Annotated in this window: 18 protein-coding genes; all 18 read left to right on the plus strand. The window is 30.9% G+C overall.

The features are described 5' to 3' along the window. Nucleotides 1-82 precede the first annotated feature (82 nt). The 18 genes from DK508_RS13860 (at nucleotide 83) to DK508_RS13945 (ending at nucleotide 18,112) form a co-directional block, all read left to right on the plus strand. The gene (locus DK508_RS13860; RefSeq protein WP_109301389.1) at nucleotides 83-430 is read left to right on the plus strand and encodes a VOC family protein; all 348 of its coding nucleotides are present in this window, start codon (nucleotides 83-85) and stop codon (nucleotides 428-430) included. Nucleotides 431-639: 209 nt separating this feature from the next. Then, entirely contained in the window at nucleotides 640-1,506 is an 867-nt protein-coding gene (locus DK508_RS13865; RefSeq protein ID WP_109301390.1) for a YihY/virulence factor BrkB family protein, read from the plus strand. A 25-nt stretch (nucleotides 1,507-1,531) separates the two neighbouring features. Beyond that, nucleotides 1,532-2,170: a CPBP family intramembrane glutamic endopeptidase gene (locus DK508_RS13870; protein ID WP_109301391.1), complete on the plus strand. Its 639-nt coding sequence runs from the start codon at nucleotides 1,532-1,534 to the stop codon at nucleotides 2,168-2,170. A 179-nt stretch (nucleotides 2,171-2,349) separates the two neighbouring features. After that, nucleotides 2,350-2,796 (plus strand): DinB family protein, encoded by a 447-nt coding sequence (locus DK508_RS13875; protein ID WP_109301392.1) that lies wholly within the window; start codon nucleotides 2,350-2,352, stop codon nucleotides 2,794-2,796. A gap of 72 nt (nucleotides 2,797-2,868) precedes the next feature. Next, a complete protein-coding gene (locus DK508_RS13880) occupies nucleotides 2,869-3,729 on the plus strand; it encodes a cyanophycinase (RefSeq protein ID WP_109302722.1) in 861 nt (286 codons plus the stop codon). 108 nt (nucleotides 3,730-3,837) lie between these two features. Then, complete coding sequence (locus DK508_RS13885; protein ID WP_109301393.1) at nucleotides 3,838-5,481, plus strand: serine hydrolase; 1,644 nt, start codon at nucleotides 3,838-3,840, stop codon at nucleotides 5,479-5,481. Nucleotides 5,482-5,655: 174 nt separating this feature from the next. Next, nucleotides 5,656-6,567: a TolB family protein gene (locus DK508_RS13890; protein WP_109301394.1), complete on the plus strand. Its 912-nt coding sequence runs from the start codon at nucleotides 5,656-5,658 to the stop codon at nucleotides 6,565-6,567. A 102-nt stretch (nucleotides 6,568-6,669) separates the two neighbouring features. Beyond that, a complete protein-coding gene (locus DK508_RS13895; protein WP_109301395.1) occupies nucleotides 6,670-7,161 on the plus strand; it encodes a DinB family protein in 492 nt (163 codons plus the stop codon). 107 nt (nucleotides 7,162-7,268) lie between these two features. Further along, the gene (locus DK508_RS13900; protein ID WP_109301396.1) at nucleotides 7,269-7,979 is read left to right on the plus strand and encodes a YqjF family protein; all 711 of its coding nucleotides are present in this window, start codon (nucleotides 7,269-7,271) and stop codon (nucleotides 7,977-7,979) included. 97 nt (nucleotides 7,980-8,076) lie between these two features. After that, nucleotides 8,077-8,727 carry a DUF4386 family protein gene (locus DK508_RS13905; protein WP_109301397.1) on the plus strand — a complete coding sequence of 217 codons (651 nt, stop codon included), beginning with the start codon at nucleotides 8,077-8,079 and terminating at the stop codon, nucleotides 8,725-8,727. A 260-nt stretch (nucleotides 8,728-8,987) separates the two neighbouring features. Next, a complete protein-coding gene (locus DK508_RS21590) occupies nucleotides 8,988-9,497 on the plus strand; it encodes a DUF2975 domain-containing protein (protein WP_109301398.1) in 510 nt (169 codons plus the stop codon). Nucleotides 9,498-9,500: 3 nt separating this feature from the next. Next, complete coding sequence (locus DK508_RS13915; protein WP_109301399.1) at nucleotides 9,501-9,704, plus strand: helix-turn-helix transcriptional regulator; 204 nt, start codon at nucleotides 9,501-9,503, stop codon at nucleotides 9,702-9,704. A 24-nt stretch (nucleotides 9,705-9,728) separates the two neighbouring features. Further along, nucleotides 9,729-10,589, plus strand: coding sequence for an ABC transporter ATP-binding protein (locus DK508_RS13920; protein WP_109301400.1), 861 nt, complete (start codon nucleotides 9,729-9,731; stop codon nucleotides 10,587-10,589). Between the two features lie 12 nt (nucleotides 10,590-10,601). Beyond that, nucleotides 10,602-13,763 carry a M1 family aminopeptidase gene (locus DK508_RS13925; protein WP_109301401.1) on the plus strand — a complete coding sequence of 1,054 codons (3,162 nt, stop codon included), beginning with the start codon at nucleotides 10,602-10,604 and terminating at the stop codon, nucleotides 13,761-13,763. 269 nt (nucleotides 13,764-14,032) lie between these two features. Continuing rightward, the gene (locus DK508_RS13930) at nucleotides 14,033-14,686 is read left to right on the plus strand and encodes a hypothetical protein (RefSeq protein WP_109301402.1); all 654 of its coding nucleotides are present in this window, start codon (nucleotides 14,033-14,035) and stop codon (nucleotides 14,684-14,686) included. A 242-nt stretch (nucleotides 14,687-14,928) separates the two neighbouring features. After that, the gene (locus DK508_RS13935; RefSeq protein WP_109301404.1) at nucleotides 14,929-15,642 is read left to right on the plus strand and encodes a cyclase family protein; all 714 of its coding nucleotides are present in this window, start codon (nucleotides 14,929-14,931) and stop codon (nucleotides 15,640-15,642) included. Between the two features lie 14 nt (nucleotides 15,643-15,656). Continuing rightward, the gene (locus DK508_RS13940; RefSeq protein WP_109301405.1) at nucleotides 15,657-17,393 is read left to right on the plus strand and encodes a hypothetical protein; all 1,737 of its coding nucleotides are present in this window, start codon (nucleotides 15,657-15,659) and stop codon (nucleotides 17,391-17,393) included. Between the two features lie 86 nt (nucleotides 17,394-17,479). Further along, entirely contained in the window at nucleotides 17,480-18,112 is a 633-nt protein-coding gene (locus DK508_RS13945; protein WP_109301406.1) for a LysE family translocator, read from the plus strand. Nucleotides 18,113-18,130 lie beyond the last annotated feature (18 nt).

The following is an 18,130-nucleotide window of genomic DNA, read 5'->3' on the forward strand; positions in this document are numbered from 1 at the left end:
ATTATCTTTCGGTTATGCCGGAAAACTACTCTCATTTTTTTCTGACAATTAATCATATGCAAATCGTTGAAGTCAATTTAAAATGGACATAAAGAACAATCATATCAATTACGTAGAATTTAAAGCAAAAGATCTTGAAAAAATAAAAGAATTTTACTCAACCTCTTTTAATTGGATCTTTACGGATTATGGGCCAACCTATGTAGCTTTTTCAGAAAGTGGCCTTGAAGGTGGATTTGAGCAATCAGATGATGAAATTGTAAATGGAGCATTAGTTGTTTTATACCATAAAGACCTTGACTTGATAAAGAATAAAATCATCGAATCAAATGGGGAAATTTCAAAAGATATTTTTTCTTTCCCAGGAGGGCGTAGATTTCATTTCGCAGACCCAGCAGGAAACGAACTTGCCGTTTGGTCGGATAAATAAAATTAGAGAAATAATACTAAAAACCTAACACTATAATAGTTATATTTAATTAGGATTTTGCTTCTTAACATAGAACTTATAATCAAGTAGGTCACATCTATTTGATTTAGCTTTATATGAGTAGATAAAGAAACGCTAGAAATGATTAATGTTAAACATACAAAGGAGTTCTTAAACAAACAACGACCACCTTCTAATTCGATTTCTTTATGGTAAAATTTCTAAAAGAGGTTTTTAATCATTTCTTTACTAGTAACACATTCCAAAAAGGAGCATCACTAGCCTACTATGCTGTATTTTCTTTATTACCAATGATTATTATTATCACTTCTATTTTAGGAATATTTTTTGGCAAACAGGCAGTTTCAGGAGAAATTTACTCACAATTAAAAGACATCTTGGGTAATGAAGCTTCAATACAAATACAAGATATTATCAAAAATCAACATACCAATCACAACAGCATATTAACTACAATAATTGGTTTTGCCACTTTAGCTTTTAGTGCTTCAGGAATGTTTAGTCAAATACATAATTCCTTTAATAGCATATGGAATATTAAGGCAAAACCAAAAAACAGTATCCTTAAATATTTATCAAAGCATTTAATATCTTTTACAGTATTAATATCATTATTCTTCGTTATTCTAATTAGCACAACAATACATAGTTTCTTAATAAAACATAGCAATAATTTAACCAGTGATTATAAATTTTCATATGTATACGAACATTTTTTGTCGTTTTTTATAATAAGTATTGCCTTTGCAATGATGTTTAAGTTTTTAGGTGATGCTAAAGTACATTGGAAAGCTGCCATTATTGGGGGGTTAATTACGTCACTTCTCTTTGTTTTTGGCAAAATAGGTATAGGGATTTATATAGGGCATAGCCATATTTCTTCAACTTTTGGTTCAGCTAGTGTTTTAGCATTACTTATGCTCTGGGTATACTACATATCACAGATTATCTTTCTTGGCGCATCATTTGTTAAAATAGTAAGTAATAGATTAGGACATGAAATATTACCTAATAATAATGCTGTAAAAGTTGATAACATAGAAGTTGAAATCTAAAGCATATATTAAAACTCTATTTTGAATGAAGCCAACAAAAAAACAAATAGTACTTACATCGCCGTTTTTAATTATTGCACTTAACTTTACAATTGCCTTTCTATTTGGAAATATTATCGGAAAATGGGCTTTTATTCCAATTATTTTAATTGAATGGTGCCTTTTTCTATTTTTCATTTTAAAATATACCGAAAAAGAAACAAGAAAAAATTGGCTGCAAAAAAACAAAAACTCATTTGGTTGGAACATTTTGGCATTGTTTATAGGGTTCCTTCCACTTCCATTATTTTTAATGCATTATGAAACATTAGGAATTTGGCAAGTTTGGCTACCCTGGATTTTGCTAGCTCTTATCAACCCCTGGCTTGAGGAATTTTATTGGCGTGGATTACTTTTAGACTACACAAAAAACTGGTCACATTGGATCGCAATCATTTTTACCAGTTTGGTATTTGCTCTTAATCATACTGTTTTTGGTGTGAATTCGGAATTAAATAGCGGAATAACAGTAATAATTTCAACCCTAATTATGGGATTAATTTGGGGATTAGTTTATAAGAAAACTAATAGTTTAAGGTGGATTATATTAGCTCATTTTTTGGTTGACTTTTTTAATTTATCCGCAGCTTCATTTTTAGATTTATACGAAAAAGGAAATTGGTAAAATAATAAAAAACGATCTGCCAACATCATGAATAATTAATCATTTGACTTTTTCTGGCATACAAAACACTTACGAGTTTTATATTCAGTTCTTATTTGCTAAATTACATGCTTTACCACGTGATTAGCCATACATGAATAAGTGAATTACAATTCTATAAAAATCATACATTTAAATAAATGAATACAACAGCATTACTATCATTTTTTGAAAGAGATTTAAACAAGTTAATCACCGAAATAAAACTTTATAAAAACGAAGAGAATATTTGGAGAGTAGAAAAAAACATTTCTAACTCGGCAGGGCATTTAACGCTACATTTAATTGGAAACTTACATACATTCATTGGTAAAGAAATCGGAAAAACAGGCTATATTAGAAATAGAAACCTCGAATTTACTCAAGAAAATGTATCAAAACAAGCATTAATTGATAGTATAAATGACACTATCGAAATGATTAAAAATTCACTCATTTCTATTACTAACGAAGAATTAAAGAAAGATTATCCTGTATTGAAGTTTTCAAAAACAGAATCAACTGAATATTTATTAGTGCATTTAACTACTCATTTAACGTATCATCTTGGACAAATAAATTACCATAGACGCTTAATCGATGGATAAAAATTAAATTAGTAACGTATCCTGAAGATTAGCAATACTTCATACACTATGATTATTACAAACAATAAAAAAATGAACAGATTCGTATTCATATTTCTTTTTCTTGCCTTAACATTACAATCTATCCATGTCAAAGCACAAGAGAATAATATTACTCAAGGGTATAAAAATGGAACGCTTATACTTATTGGCGGAGGAAAAGCTGGTAAGCAAATCATGGGAAAATTTAAAGAACTTGCAGGAGGGGATTCTGCAAAAATTGTTGTAATTCCAACAGCCTACGTTTTAAATAATGAAATAGATTCGTTACGCCTTAGAGCAAGTTTTGAAAAACATGGTTTTACCAATATCACCATTTTACATACTAGCGATACTGCCGAGGCTAATAAGGATGATTTTATAAAACCTATTAAAGAAGCTACAGGAATTTTTTTTACTGGAGGTAGACAATGGCGAATTGCCGATGGATTTTTAAATACAAAAGCGCATGATGAAATGTTTAAATTATTAGACAGAGGAGGTGTGATTGCTGGTTCTTCTGCCGGTGCAACTATTCAAGGTTCTTATCTGGCAAGAGGAGATTCTAAAAACAATCAAATTATGATGGGAGATCATGAAGTTGGACTGGGATTCATTTCAAATATTGCCGTTGATCAACATGTTATTGCCAGAAATAGACAATTTGATATGTTTACTATTCTAAAAAATAAACCCGAACTCTTGGGTATTGGTATTGATGAAAGCACTGCTATTGTTGTAAAAGGAGATGTTTTTAAAGTTATTGGAAGAAGCTATGTTATCATTTATGACAGCTCATTTTGGTCTCGTGAGGGCTCTAAGCTGAAAAAGTTACCTAATAAAAATGCAATGTTCTATTACCTCCGAAGTGGTGATAGGTATAATTTGAGAGAAAGAAAAGTAATTGAAGAATAATAGCTTATACAATACTTTTTAATGTATTAAAACAAATCTCCTACATGTTAATTCTGTACTATAATAAGGTGTTTTAAAACAATAATTTTACTTCAAATCAAATTACATATGAAATCGAATTGTTTTTTAGCACTTGTTATATGTCTATTCATATCATGCAAGAATCATGGTCAATCAAAACCAACTAATCCGCCTTCCAACGAAACAAAAAAATTGTATTTTTCAAAAGTCGACTTTACAAAGACGAAAATTACAACAGATAATTCCTCTAGTAACTTCAATCTACATAAAGATAAATTTCTAAGTATTCACTTTACCTTAGACAAACCACTTATACAAAGTCTTCAATTATTAGACCCAACCTTATCTGAAGATGAATTATTAAGTAAAGGAAATTTTCAGTTTTCTTATATAGTAGACGGAAACATAATTTATGTAGAGAACTTAAACACCGGAGCAGGACCAAAAACCCGAAAAACAGAGAAACTTAGACAGGTATTACCATTAGTAACACCAGAACAAATAGATTGGTGGGGTTGGTTTATGTGGCAAAGATTTATGAAAATTAATGGTGGGCAAGATGCATTTACCGAAGGAAATCATACTTTAAATATCGAAATAAGGCCTTATTTAAAAGGAGATGTATTAAAAGTTGGTCCTCTTTTGGCAAAAGGAAATATTGCTGTAGAAGTTCCTAAAATAGATATCGACGAAAATTTAGTTCCCGTACAAAAAATACAATCTAATAGCAGTTGGGAAATTTCTAAAGATAATTTTGATACCATCAAAATTGAAGCTCTAAATAGAAAAATTGCAGAAGGTAGATTTGGGAGTATTAATGGGATAGTTGTAATAAAAGATGGTAAACTCTTACTAGAAGAATATTTTAATGGTGAAAAAAGAAATAGTTTGCACGATGTGAGATCTGTAGGGAAATCATTTGCCTCTACAATTATGGGCATCGCCATTAAAGAAAAAGTCATAAAAAACGAAAACGCTTTATTAAAAGATTTTTATGATTTAAAATCGTATAAAAATTATAGTGCCAAAAAAGATGCCGTAACCTTAAAATCACTTTTAACAATGAGTTCTGCATTCCTGGGTAATGATGACGATGACAATAGCCCAGGAACTGAATATAAAATGCAATCTTCTGATGATTGGGTGAAATTCACATTAGATTTACCCATGCATAAAGATAAAGTAATAGGCAAAGATTATAATTATTTTACAGCGGGTGTTGGTGTACTCGGCGACATTATTCACAAATCAGTTCCTGATGGATTAGCTTCATATGCCGATAAAAAATTATTTTCTCCAATGGGAATTACCAATTATAAGTGGCAGTATACTCCTCAAAATATTGCATATATGGGTGGAGGCGTAAGACTACGAGCTATTGACTTTGCAAAATACGGACAACTATATAAAAACAACGGACTTTGGAATGGTACACAAATCCTTACCAAAGCCTGGGTAGAGAAAAGCTTGGCCAAACAAGTATCACAAGCCTATGCCGGGATAGAAAATGGATATTATGGTTATCTTTTCTGGAATAAAATATATACGATCAATAACAAAGATTACGAAGTTTCTTTTTGTACCGGAAATGGCGGTAATAAGATCTTTGTTTTTAAAGATATTCCATTTGTCATAGTGATTACTGCTTCGGCATATAATCAACCAGACTCTCACGCCAACGTTGATACAATGATGATTGACTATATATTACCTTCAATAATCGAAAAATAATAATGTGAGTTGCCCCACAATGTGCATAAAAATTAGCAGATAGGAGCTAAATCCAAAATTTGGTTCTTTTCTGCTATCTTTGTTATAATCCTAAAAAATGGCACAGATACATCTGCTGATTTTCATTCGTAAAACCGTTGTGTGCATTAGATAAAAATTAAAAACAACATCCATATGCGTTTAATAACTAATTATCTTTTTTGCTGTTTATTAACTCCATTGATCACCTATTCTCAAAAAGTAAGTGACCATTTGAAATATCTTGAGCAGAAACCTCCATCTTTGAGTTCAGAAGTTTTTGCCCCTGGTCTAATTTCTAAAAATACTGAATCAGAATTTGGTTCGGTTTTTAATAAGGAAGGAACTGCTTTCTTCTACGGGGTGGATCTAGGCGGAAGAACCGAAATAAGGTATTCCGCACTAACGGAAAATGGATGGAGTAACCCTAGAACTATTTTATCTCATGAAAAATATGGATTTAATGATCCGTTCCTTTCTCCAGATGAAAAGAGGTTATACTTTATATCAGAAAGAGCATTAAATGGTATAGAAGCCAAACAAGATTATGATATATGGTATGTAGAAAAAGAGGGAGATAAGTGGTCAGAGCCTATTAATGCAGGCCCCAATATCAACTCAGACGGAAATGAATACTATATTTCGTTTACACAAACCGGAACAATGTATTTTTCATCGAATAAAGTAACCCCAGAGAAAAAGCAAAACGACTTTGACATATATTCATCTAAAAGTATTAATGGCGAGTTCCAGAAAGCTATTACTCTTGGTGATTCGATTAACACTTTAAATTATGAAGCTGATGTTTTTGTTGATCCAAAAGAAAGCTATGTGATCTTTTGTGCAAGAAGACCAGAGGGATTAGGTAGAGGTGATCTTTACATTAGTTTCAAGAATACGGATGGAACATGGACAAAATCCATCAATATGGGAGAAAAAATAAATACAAAAAACCATGAACTATGCCCTTTTGTATCAAAAGATGGTAAATATTTCTTTTATACAAGTAATCAGGATATTTACTGGGTAAGTTCAAAAATTATTGATGAATTAAAAAAAAGTAGATAAAACTCTGTAGCAGCATTGAAACTTATTTTACATTAAACCTTAGTTGTCATGTACAAAAAGCGAACTTAAATAAAATTTATTGAACAAAACCTTCAACAAAATATGAGACATACACCCGAGGATGGATTTCCTTATTATTTTGAATTGGCTAGGGAGGATAGTTTGTCAAGACTTTTTGAAACAGCATCAACATTCGCCTTTCTCAGGACGATAGATGAAAAAAAATCCACCCTTCGCTATGAACCTAATAAATGGAGTATAAAACAAGTAATAGGGCATATCACCGATCATGAAAAAATAAAAATGTTTAGGGCATTTCAATTAAGCAGAAATGAGAACATCCAGCTATGGGGTTACGATCAGGATTTTTTGACTAATAATAGTCGTTTTGATGAATTAAGTATAGCGCTTTTGGTAACTGATTTTTATAACGTAAGAAAATCATCATTAAGTTTTATAGAAACCTTATCAGAAACTCAATTAAAAAAAATAGGTTCAGCTCGACAACATGAAATTACGTTAGAAGATTTTCTTAAGTCAATTATAGGTCATCAAAGACATCATATACGTATAATTAAAGAAAGGTATATCTAAAAAAATGTACGTTCTATCTTTATTTCAAGTATTCTCGGGAATAGTATTCGTAATTAAAATGAAGTAAATTATAGGCATTGCCTAAATTATTTGTAAAAAATTAAAAAATGAGTTTTTTAAATGCAGAATGGAGAAAACTAGCAATTGCAAATTATGTAATTGATCCAGATGTTCTTTCAAAATATGTTCCTTCGGGCACAGAGCTTGATCTATGGCAGAACAAGTGTTTTGTGAGTTTAGTTGGTTTTATGTTTATAGACACAAAATTGTTAGGCATCAAAATTCCTTTTCACACTAATTTTGAAGAGGTAAATTTAAGGTTTTATGTCAAAAGGTTTGAAAATAACATATGGAAACGTGGTGTAGTTTTTATTAAAGAAATAGTACCCAAACCAGCGCTAACATTTGTAGCAAATACAATTTATAAGGAACACTATGAAACATTACCCATGCGTCACGAATGGGATGAAAATAAGACAGGTCGGGTTGTACAATATCAATGGAAAAAGAACAAACAATGGCAATCTTTTAAAATAGTTGCCGATTTAGAATCTTCAAAAATCCCTGAGGATAGTGAAACCGAGTTTATTACCGAACATTATTGGGGGTACGCAAAAGTAAATGAAAAAATTACCAACGAATATGAAGTCACACATCCTAAGTGGCGACAATATGAAGTGAAAAGCTCCAAAATAGAAGTCGATTTTGGAGTTGTTTATGGAGATGATTTTGAATTTTTGAACACCATGAAACCCGATTCAATAATGTTGGCTGAAGGCTCAAAAATAACAGTTGAAAACAAGAGAACCATAAAATAAAACGCTGTACAACATAACCTTTAAAACAAAATAAAAAATTGGAAGCCTAGTAACAATATCAGCATTAGATCGTCTTGATTTCAAACGATTTAGAGACATGGAATTAAAAATGTTACAAAAAATAGGTGGAATATGCGCAATTCTTGAAGCTCTTATATACATTTTGGCTTTCATTATTTATGGTGGCGTATTAGTCTATCCCGATGATAATGCAAGTACTGCCATGCAATTGAATTTCCTATCGGATAATTATCTTACATTATCAATATTAAATCTTACTAGCTACGTCCTATTTGGGATTTTATTAGCGGTATTAGTCCTAGCAATTCATGAGCGATTAAAAAAATACTCACCAACATTTTCAACACTAACTTCTGTTTTTGGTATAATTTGGGTTGGTCTAGTTATCGCCAGTGGTATGATCGCCAACGTAGGATTAAACTCTGTAATCTCAACAGGAGTTAAAGAGCCCGAAAATGCTATGATAATATGGTCTAGTGTCAATATCATTTCTGAAGGGCTTGGTGGTGGAAACGAAATAGTAGGTGGAATATGGGTATTGCTATTAAGTATAATAGCTTTGAAAGGGCGATTTTTTTCAAAATCACTGATTTTTCTTGGTGTAATAGTCGGAATAGCAGGGGTTTTAACCGTATACCCATTAGATATATTCACAGAAATATTTGGTATTAGTCAAATAATTTGGTTCATATGGATTGGTATTTTTATGATTCGCAAACCCACCTAAAGAGTTTCGCCTCTCCCCTTTTCTGTACTCCTTTTAGGCAAAATAAAGGTAATCATTATAATTTCTTTACTTTCCTTAAAACCAATAGCTTATTTACAAAACCATCAACCTTCTAGGACTATAACCATTCCTGTAGCTATTGCTAAATAACAATACAATCCTACCGATTTCATTAATCATAAAATTTAATAAAACAATATTTTATTATTGTAAAACAATAATTTATTATACATTTGCAATAATAAATTTGAATTACGGTAATGAAAAAAACAAAACTAATATCCAAAATTCTACAGACGATAACTAGAGGTTTGGCTTGGATTTATTTAATCACGGCTCTATATGGGACTATATGTTGGATAATAAAAATTAATATCAAAACCATTGAGGACAAAAAGATTATCGAATATCCTTTTACAGATATCTCATTTTTAATACTAGATAACAATATAACCTATCTAATATTTGCTTTCTTGCTACCTATGTTGTCTTATGGTTTCTTTTTTTGGTTACTTTCTAATGTGTTCAAAGTTTTTTGCCAGGACAAGCTTTTTACCAAAAATAACATCAATCATTTAAAACGATTTTACGTAACCAACATCATTTTCCCTGTTCTACTTGTTACCTTTTCCTCGTTCTTTATCGATGTAGAAAATGGGATTTTTATGATCATGATTTTACATCTATTTTTAGGAATTTTTATTTTTATTTTCTCAGAAATTTTTAATCAGGGTTTGAATTTGCAAAACGAACAAGACTTGTATATATAGACTATGCCAATTATCATAAATATAGACGTAATGCTTGCTAAACGAAAAATTAAAAGCAAGGACTTAGCAGAAGAAATTGGTATTACACCTGCTAATTTATCTGTACTTAAAAACGGGAAAGCCAAAGGCGTTCGATTCGAAACCCTTGAAGCAATATGCAAAGCCCTGGACTGTAAACCAGGAGATATCATAGACTATGTAGCATAATTCTTTTGTCTTAAACATATAAACATGAATACATTAAAAATTGAAAATGTATCCCTTGTATACAGCAACGGGTACCAGACTCTTAGTGCCATAAATTTAGAAATCAGCAATGGAATATTTGGGTTGTTAGGCCCTAATGGATCTGGCAAATCATCACTTATGAAAACCATCGTTGGATTACAAAAACCAACAGAGGGGCATTTACATTTTAATGGATCAGATTTGGTTAAAAATCCACTTAGCATACAAAAGCACCTTGGTTTTTTACCACAATACTTTGGCGTATATCCAAAGGTTTCTGCTTATAATTTATTGAACCATTTAGCCAAGTTAAAAGGAATACATGATAAGAAACAACGTAAAAATCAGATCATGAATTTACTCGAGAAAGTAAATCTAACTGAATTTAAAACCAAAGAAGTACATACATTTTCTGGTGGAATGAAACAACGTTTTGGAGTAGCCCAAGCTCTACTAGGAGAGCCAAAAATTGTTATTGTCGATGAGCCGACTGCAGGGTTAGATCCAGAAGAACGCAATCGATTTAATGCTTTGTTAAGCAATATTAGTGAGGATATCATTATCATTTTGTCTACCCATTTAGTTGAAGATGTTAGAAACCTGTGTTCCCAAATGGCCATCATCAAAAAAGGAGTTATTGTCTCACAAGACTCACCTAGTCATTTCATAAAGCAATTAAAAGGAAAATTATGGCGAAAAGCGATTGAAAAAGAAGAATTACCAAAATTAGAATCACAACACAACGTAATCAGTAAGCAATTGATAGAGAAAATCATGCAAATTACGGTGTATGCTGATAGCTGCCCTAAAGGTTTTACATCCGTAAATCCCAGCTTAGAACATGTATACTTTAAACATTTATAATTCTGTCATAAAATGAAAACAATAATTTTCTATGATATATCCGCCATCCTAAAACGAAAAGCTTCATTTGCTGTACTATTCATTTTTTTGGGTATTGGTTTTATAACCGGATTTAAATTTAATATTTCAGTAGGTAAAGAACTAGCAGTCAATGCACCCTATTCTGTAGGTTTTATGATTGGGCTATTAAGTCTAATCATCATTTTAATAGCCACTGTTTTGGCTTTTTCATTGCTATTCAAAGAAGAAGATGCCAACTTTAGTTTAATTATTTTCTCCATCCCTATAAAGAAAAAAGAATTTGGATTTGCTCGTTTTTATTCTTTTTACGGGTTCACTTTGTTTGGTTTTTTTGTCTTAGTTTTAGGGTACGTAATAGGACTTCATTACCAGGAAAAAGCTATACTGAATTTAGGGTTTCATCTCTGGCACTTTATGTATCCTTTTTTAATTTTTGGCGTTATCAATACCCTGCTTGTGTGTAGCATCCTTTTTTTTATTGCCCAAAAATTTAAAAATAAGCTGTTGGTTGCCATCACAGGTTTGCTACTCTATGTATTATATATGATCACTCTAATGTTTTCTAATGCTCCATTCATGGCACAAGCATTACCACAATCTATACTTGTACAACGTGTCTCGGCGTTAGTTGATTTATTCGGGCTTTCTGGATACTTTTTTGAAGCAAAAAATCTTAACGTTCTACAAAGAAATAATGAAGTAGTACCGTTTTCGAATTTTCTGCTAATTAATAGACTCGTTGTTATTCTTTTTTCAATGGGCATGGCTTATCTCGGTATTCGTTCTTTTTCTTTCTTACCTACTTTTAAAAAAAAATCCAAAAACCAAAATACTTCTGATTTCAAAAATGAGTATAAGAATGTACCTTTTACTACCGCAACAACTTTATTTAACAACAAAATTAGATGGCGAGCACTATGCTCATTTATAAAAATTGATACTATTTATATATTTAAAAGTATTGCATTAGTAATGGTCTCAATATTACTTGTGTTTTATATGGGTGTTGAAATGTTTGATGATATAAATAAAGGGGTACGTTTACCTCAACACTATGCAAGCTCAGGTCTTTTGGCACAAACTATAAACAGCACTTTTTATTTTATAGGCGCCTTAATAATCTTATATTTTGTAAACGATATCTTTTGGCGAAATGAGACAAGTAGATTTTCAATTATTGAAAATACTACCTATTACGCGAGAGAAAAAGGAATGGGACATGCAGGAAGTATTACGTTGTTAATTCTTTACTTTACAAGTATATTACTATTAGAAGCCATTATTTTCCAGTTCATTTTTAAATTTCCTTACTTTGATTGGAGAGCTTACTTTGGTGTGCTGGTCTTTAATACATTACCTCTTATATTATTCTCACTATACTTACTTTTCATAAATAGCCTTAGTAAGAACAAAACTATGGCATTAAGTTTTTCTATTTTGTTTTTTTTAATGTTTGCTACACCAATTGCCAGAAGTATTGTAAGCAACTCGTTATTTAGATTTTTATCGGGTTATAATGGTACTTTTAGTGACTTCTTGGGCTATGGTATTTATGTATCATCTTTTTCTTGGCGTTTAATCTTCAGCTTTTCGATCATAGGTGTACTACTATTACTATATCGTTTGATCAAATTTCGAAATAATAGAATAATCGTAGGTATTGCCATTTCTTTATTAATCATGATTGTTACAGTAAGTAGCTTTAATTATTTAGAAAGTTACACCCCTAAAGATAAAGAGGCTCTTCTGGCAAAAAGAATACAATACGAAAAAACCTATAGAAAGTATCAAAACATACCACAGCCGACTATAAAAGAAGTCGTCACCAAAATTGATCTATATCCTAATACACAATCCTACCGAATTCGAGGAAAATATATCATTACAAACACACACCTTCAGTCCATTGATTCAATTCTTATAAGTGTCCCCGAAGATTTCGAAATTAAATCACTTACCTATCGATATAAAAATGAAATCATACCAATTGATAAATCAATTACAGAGCTTCATTTAAAAAAAGCTCTGCTACCTATGGATTCTGCAACATTAGAGTTTGATATAAGCTATAAATGGTATGCTGTAAACGGCCATGATCCTTTTAATGCAATAATCAAGAATGGGTCATTTATGAGGGTTAGTAGGTATTTTCCTCAATTTGGATATGATGAGGCAAAGGAAATTACAGATATTCATCATAGAAAAACACATGAATTAGGTAAGCCAACACGTATTAAATCACTAGATGCACCAAAAATAAAAGTAGATGATTTTATTCATCTCGATATGCAAATTTCTACACCTATAGATCAAATAGCAGTTGGTACAGGCGAATTAAAAAAACATTGGCAAGATAATGAGCGAAATTATTATAATTATACAGCAGAAGCTATTCCGTTTCGTTTTGCACTTTCTTCAGCAGAGTATAAAGTTAAAAATGTTAATCATAAAGGCGTTAACATAGCCGTTTTATATCACCCATTACATGAGAACAATGTTAATCACCTTATTGAAAACACTAAACTAACTTTGGATTATTGCACAAAGAATTTTGGCCCCTACCCTTTTGAATCCGTTAGTTATGCAGAAGTTTCTTCATTCACTCAAGGTTTTGCAGGAACAGCTTATCCTGGTGTTATTTTTATGACCGAAAACATGACCTTTAATGCCAATATTGAAGAAGGAAATAACCAAGATGTAGTCAATGAGCTTGCAGGTCATGAAGTTGCCCATTTTTGGTGGGGAAACAACCAAATTGCCCCAGACTATAGAGAAGGCTATGCGATGCTAACAGAGAGTTTAGCAATGTATACAGAAATGATGATTTACAAAAAATTATATGGTAAAGAGAAAATGATGGAACGTGTTGCTATACAGCAACAAATATATGATGCGCAAAAAGGTTTCAATGAAAAGATCCCTTTAATAAAAGCAACCAAAGAACATCCTTATTTGGCATACTCAAAAGGAGCCATTGTATTTGTAGAATTAAGTGAATTAATTGGGGAACAACAACTTAATTTGGCGTTAAAGAATTTTTTATTAAAACACAAATACCCAAATGCAAAACCTATAGCATCAGATTTACTTAATGAAGTATTAAAAGTAGCAGACAAAACACTTCATAAAAAAATAAAATCGTTATTTAATTAAAATCGTTGCCCAAACGAGCTATCAATCAACCACTCTTAAACAATATTTCATAAATTAAATTACAATTGGTTATGATAGAAATGAATCTAATTTAGCTACATAAAGACATAACAATGTGCAATCGATATAAAACTACAGCCACATGGATCACAATAAGTGATTTATCGTAACAAAATTTCGTAATACTCGTCTACATAAAACAACATCATTTAGTTTTTAAAACCTGTATTTAAATCTAATTGTTTGTAAGACTAAATCAAGTATTGATTATGGATAAAATTAAAAGAAAGATCTTACCTCAAATTTTCATTATTTACACTAGATATTTAATTGGTGGAGCATTCGTTTTTGCGAGTTTAATAAAAATCAAAGGAAATCGTTTTACATCTGAAAGTGGAGAATTGAATCCCATAAATAGTGCTTGGCATTTTTTTGAGACCATGTATCAATCAGGGTTATATTGGCAATTTATTGGAGTAAGCCAACTCATAGCTGGGTTATTATTAATGACTCAAAAGTTTTCTAAACTTGGAGCATTAATTAATTTTCCAATTATTTTGAACATCTTTATAATAACCTTGTCGTATTATTTTGCCTATACGCCAGTAGTTACTGGATTAATGCTGCTGGCAAATCTATTGCTTATCGTTTGGGAATGGAATGAAATCAAAATCATATTCAATTTAACGCCATACATTGATAATGATGTTAGATTAGAGAAAGATTATTTTTGGCAAATCATTGGGTTGATTTTATTCATTTTCACCTTTACCTACAGATTACTAGCCGATAAATACAATCTAGGATTCTGGTTTGTATCGTGTTTATTTATTGGGCTTTCGGGATTAATAATTGGGCTTTACAGAGATAGAAAAAGAAAAAACAATCTACAACACCAAGTACGTGGTCATGGTAGTCGCTAATTGATAATCCAAGAGTTATTGTCCCTTTGAGTTTATTATTTCTTTTGAAAAAACATATAATTAGTACTAAAAACTACTACAACAGGCAGTTTATAATGTGATCTATAAAAAATAGTAGTTTAATGGTTAGAACAAAGTAAATTTTATAAATTTAAAGTCAAGTTCTATCCTGAAAAATTTAGTGTTTTTATATCTGCTACTTTTCATTTACGGAACACATATTTTTGAAAAATTGAAATTGAATGACAGAAATTATTGACTTAAGTCAAGAAATTTATGAAGGCATGCCTGTATACAAGGACCTTCCGCAGGTTAAAATGGAAATCCATAATTCTCATGAGGAATGGGATGGAATTAAAAATCCTAAAAAAAGAACACCAGCTGTACATAAATTAGAACTTGGAGAACATACAGGAACCCATGTTGATGCTATAAATCATATGGCAAAACAATATGAGGGGCAATCAATAGATACAATGCCCCTATCTATGTTCTATACCGAGGGGATTTGCTTAGATTTCTCACATAAAAAACTTAAAGAATTAATTGAGCCTTTTGAAATTGAAAACGCCTGTAAAACAGCAAATTTAGAGATTAAAAAAGGAGATACAGTCCTTATCTATACAGACCATTACAGAAAACATTTTAACCGAATAGATTGGGGAAATGGACCCGGAGTTTCAATAGAGACTGCTCGTTGGTTGGGTGAAAAGAAAATCGCTGCTTTTGGAGTTGAGACAATGTCTCCAGGGGTTCCGAAAGTATCAAATAAAGAAGTACATCACATTTGCGGAGAGTTAGGTTTTACGCATTATGAAAATATGATAAACCTTCATCTTTTAATAGGAAAAGGAAGGTTTCGATTTATTGGACTTCCTTTAAAAATTAGAGGTGGTACAGGCTCTCCGGTTAGAGCAGTAGCAATATTTGAAAAGCCTAGTCAAAAAAATTATTAAAAGGAGACTTTTTTATGAAAAGAGTAGTACAAAACATAGAGAATAAGGTAAATAATAAGATCGGTTTAATTTCATTATTACTAGCATTATTAGGTTTGATCCTAGGTTTATTAATGATTTACACCGAATACTCTCAAGTAATTATTTGGCTATCCCATTTCTTTAAATATGTAGATCTAAATTTCATGAGAGTAGATATTTTCGACGTTAGAGGAGGTACATTTACTGGAGGAGACACCTTTAGAAGTAATGGTTTACACTTAGCTTTTAATTTTGTGTTTTTGCTGGCTAGCATTGTTTATGTGTATACCAAAAAGAAAGAAAAACACTTATTACAATTTATATATGCCGTCATTCATTTTTCTACATGGGTGTCTTTGTTAATTTTTGTTTTTAGTCAATTTTATAGGTTTACTATACTAGAACCATTGGCAATTGTTTTTTTAATTCGAGATTTAATTTTATTGTTCTTTAGCTATATTGTTTTAAAAATTACGGATCAAAAATTAAGATTGATTGTACAAAACAATGAGTTTCCCGAAAGTGAAAAACAAGAATACGTAAAAGCTTCTAAGTATAAGCGTTTTGTACATTTAATCATTGATACTTTTCTTTATATAGGCTTGACATTTAATGCGTTTAAAATATTACCTCGTGACTTTTTAAATAGTTTGATGGAGTTGTTCGGAGAAAGATATTCATTAACCATCTTATTTCTTTTTAGTTCGGTAATTTACTATGTGTTTTTCGAAGTATTATTTAATAGAACACCAGCTAAATTTTTAACCCAAACGTTTGTGTCGGGTACAGAAAAAATAGCGGTTAAATCTGATACTATTTTGGCAAGATCATTCTCTAGAAAAATACCTTTCAATACATTTTCTTTTTTAGGAGATACTGGTTGGCACGATTCTATTTCTAAAACAAGAGTATTATCATTAAATGGAAACAAACGCAATTATAGATATTTGTTAGTACTACCTGCGATAGCTCTTTTCTTCATTTTAAATTATCTATTTAATGAGTTTAGAGAAGATTATGTTACCTATAAGAAACAAAATGGAATTCTTGAAAGTGAAGTTAAAGCTGTAAAATATGGTCTCGAAAACTTAAAAGCAAATGATATTATTAGTTTAAAACGTACAGGAGGCCATTATTATGATGCCTCTCATTATCTCAAAGTTTTAAAAATTGATGGAGAATCTCTTACTCTAGCAAAGATTGAAAAAACATACAAGCAAAAAACATTAGAGGACATTGATTTTTTATATGAATTAAACTCAGATGATTTTGAAACAGTACAGGTTAATAAAGATTATATAAGAAAAGGCATATGTAATGAGTATACTTTCTTTAATGGTTATAAAGATTGCGGTTTTAAATATTTTGAAAACGAAGAAAACATGCGTATTCATTCTATAGATAATTCTTTTGAACCTGTGATTCATTTTGATTATATGTACCGCAATAGTAAAGATCGTATTACAGTAGAGTTTGAAAGTCATGGTGTAGCTTGTGCATTAACAAAGGTAGAGATACTAGAAGGCGATATAGATGTAGATGCGAGGTTACCACAAAAGATAACTACTTTTAATACAGATTTTGAGCTATCGGTTACGTTCAAAGAAAAAGTTAGTGATTTTAAACTGCTATTGGTATTTAATAATGAAATGGATCAAAGTATCGACTATAAATATACTTTTGAATCAGATGGTGAATTTAAACTTGATTTAACCAAAGTACACGAATAATTATCAACTCAAGTAGCTCTATCCGTTATAGATAATACCAATGCCAAATAGGTATAATAGCTAAAAAAACTACTAAAAATAGAATTATGATACCAATTAATGATTTACTATTGTTTGGGTTAGCAGCATTGATAATGGTCATTTCTCCTGGACCGAATATGATTTATCTAATTTCAAGATCACTGTCACAAGGAAAAAATGCCGGGTTATTATCTCTTTTTGGAGTAATGTGTGGTTTCATATTTCATATATTGATGGTTTCTTTTGGACTTACGGCAATATTTTTTGCCATTCCTTACGCTTTCTTAGTGGTCAAATTTATTGGTATTGGTTACTTATTATATTTGGCATACAACACTGTTACATCTAAAAATAAGATTTTTGATGCCGATCAAAACTTAAAATCCGACAAACCTCTTAAACTGTTTAACATTGGATTAATGACAAATGTGTTGAATCCAAAAATGGCTATATTTTATCTTTCTTTTTTTCCTCAGTTTATAAAACCCGAGTATGGTTCTATTTTAAGTCAAAGTTTTCAACTTGGGATTATACAGGTTATAATCAGTTTTACAATCAATTTTTTGATTGTTATATCCGCAGCAAAAATGGCAAGCTGGTTCTCAAAAAAACCAATTTGGTTAAGAATACAAAAATGGTTTATGGCTTCAGTGTTGACCGGACTTGCTGTAAAAATGGCATTGACAAAAGCAAAATAAGATCTTTACGTAAAATTA

Source organism: Aquimarina sp. AU474, assembly GCF_900312815.1.
In the GTDB taxonomy this organism is placed as follows: Bacteria; Bacteroidota; Bacteroidia; order Flavobacteriales; family Flavobacteriaceae; genus Aquimarina.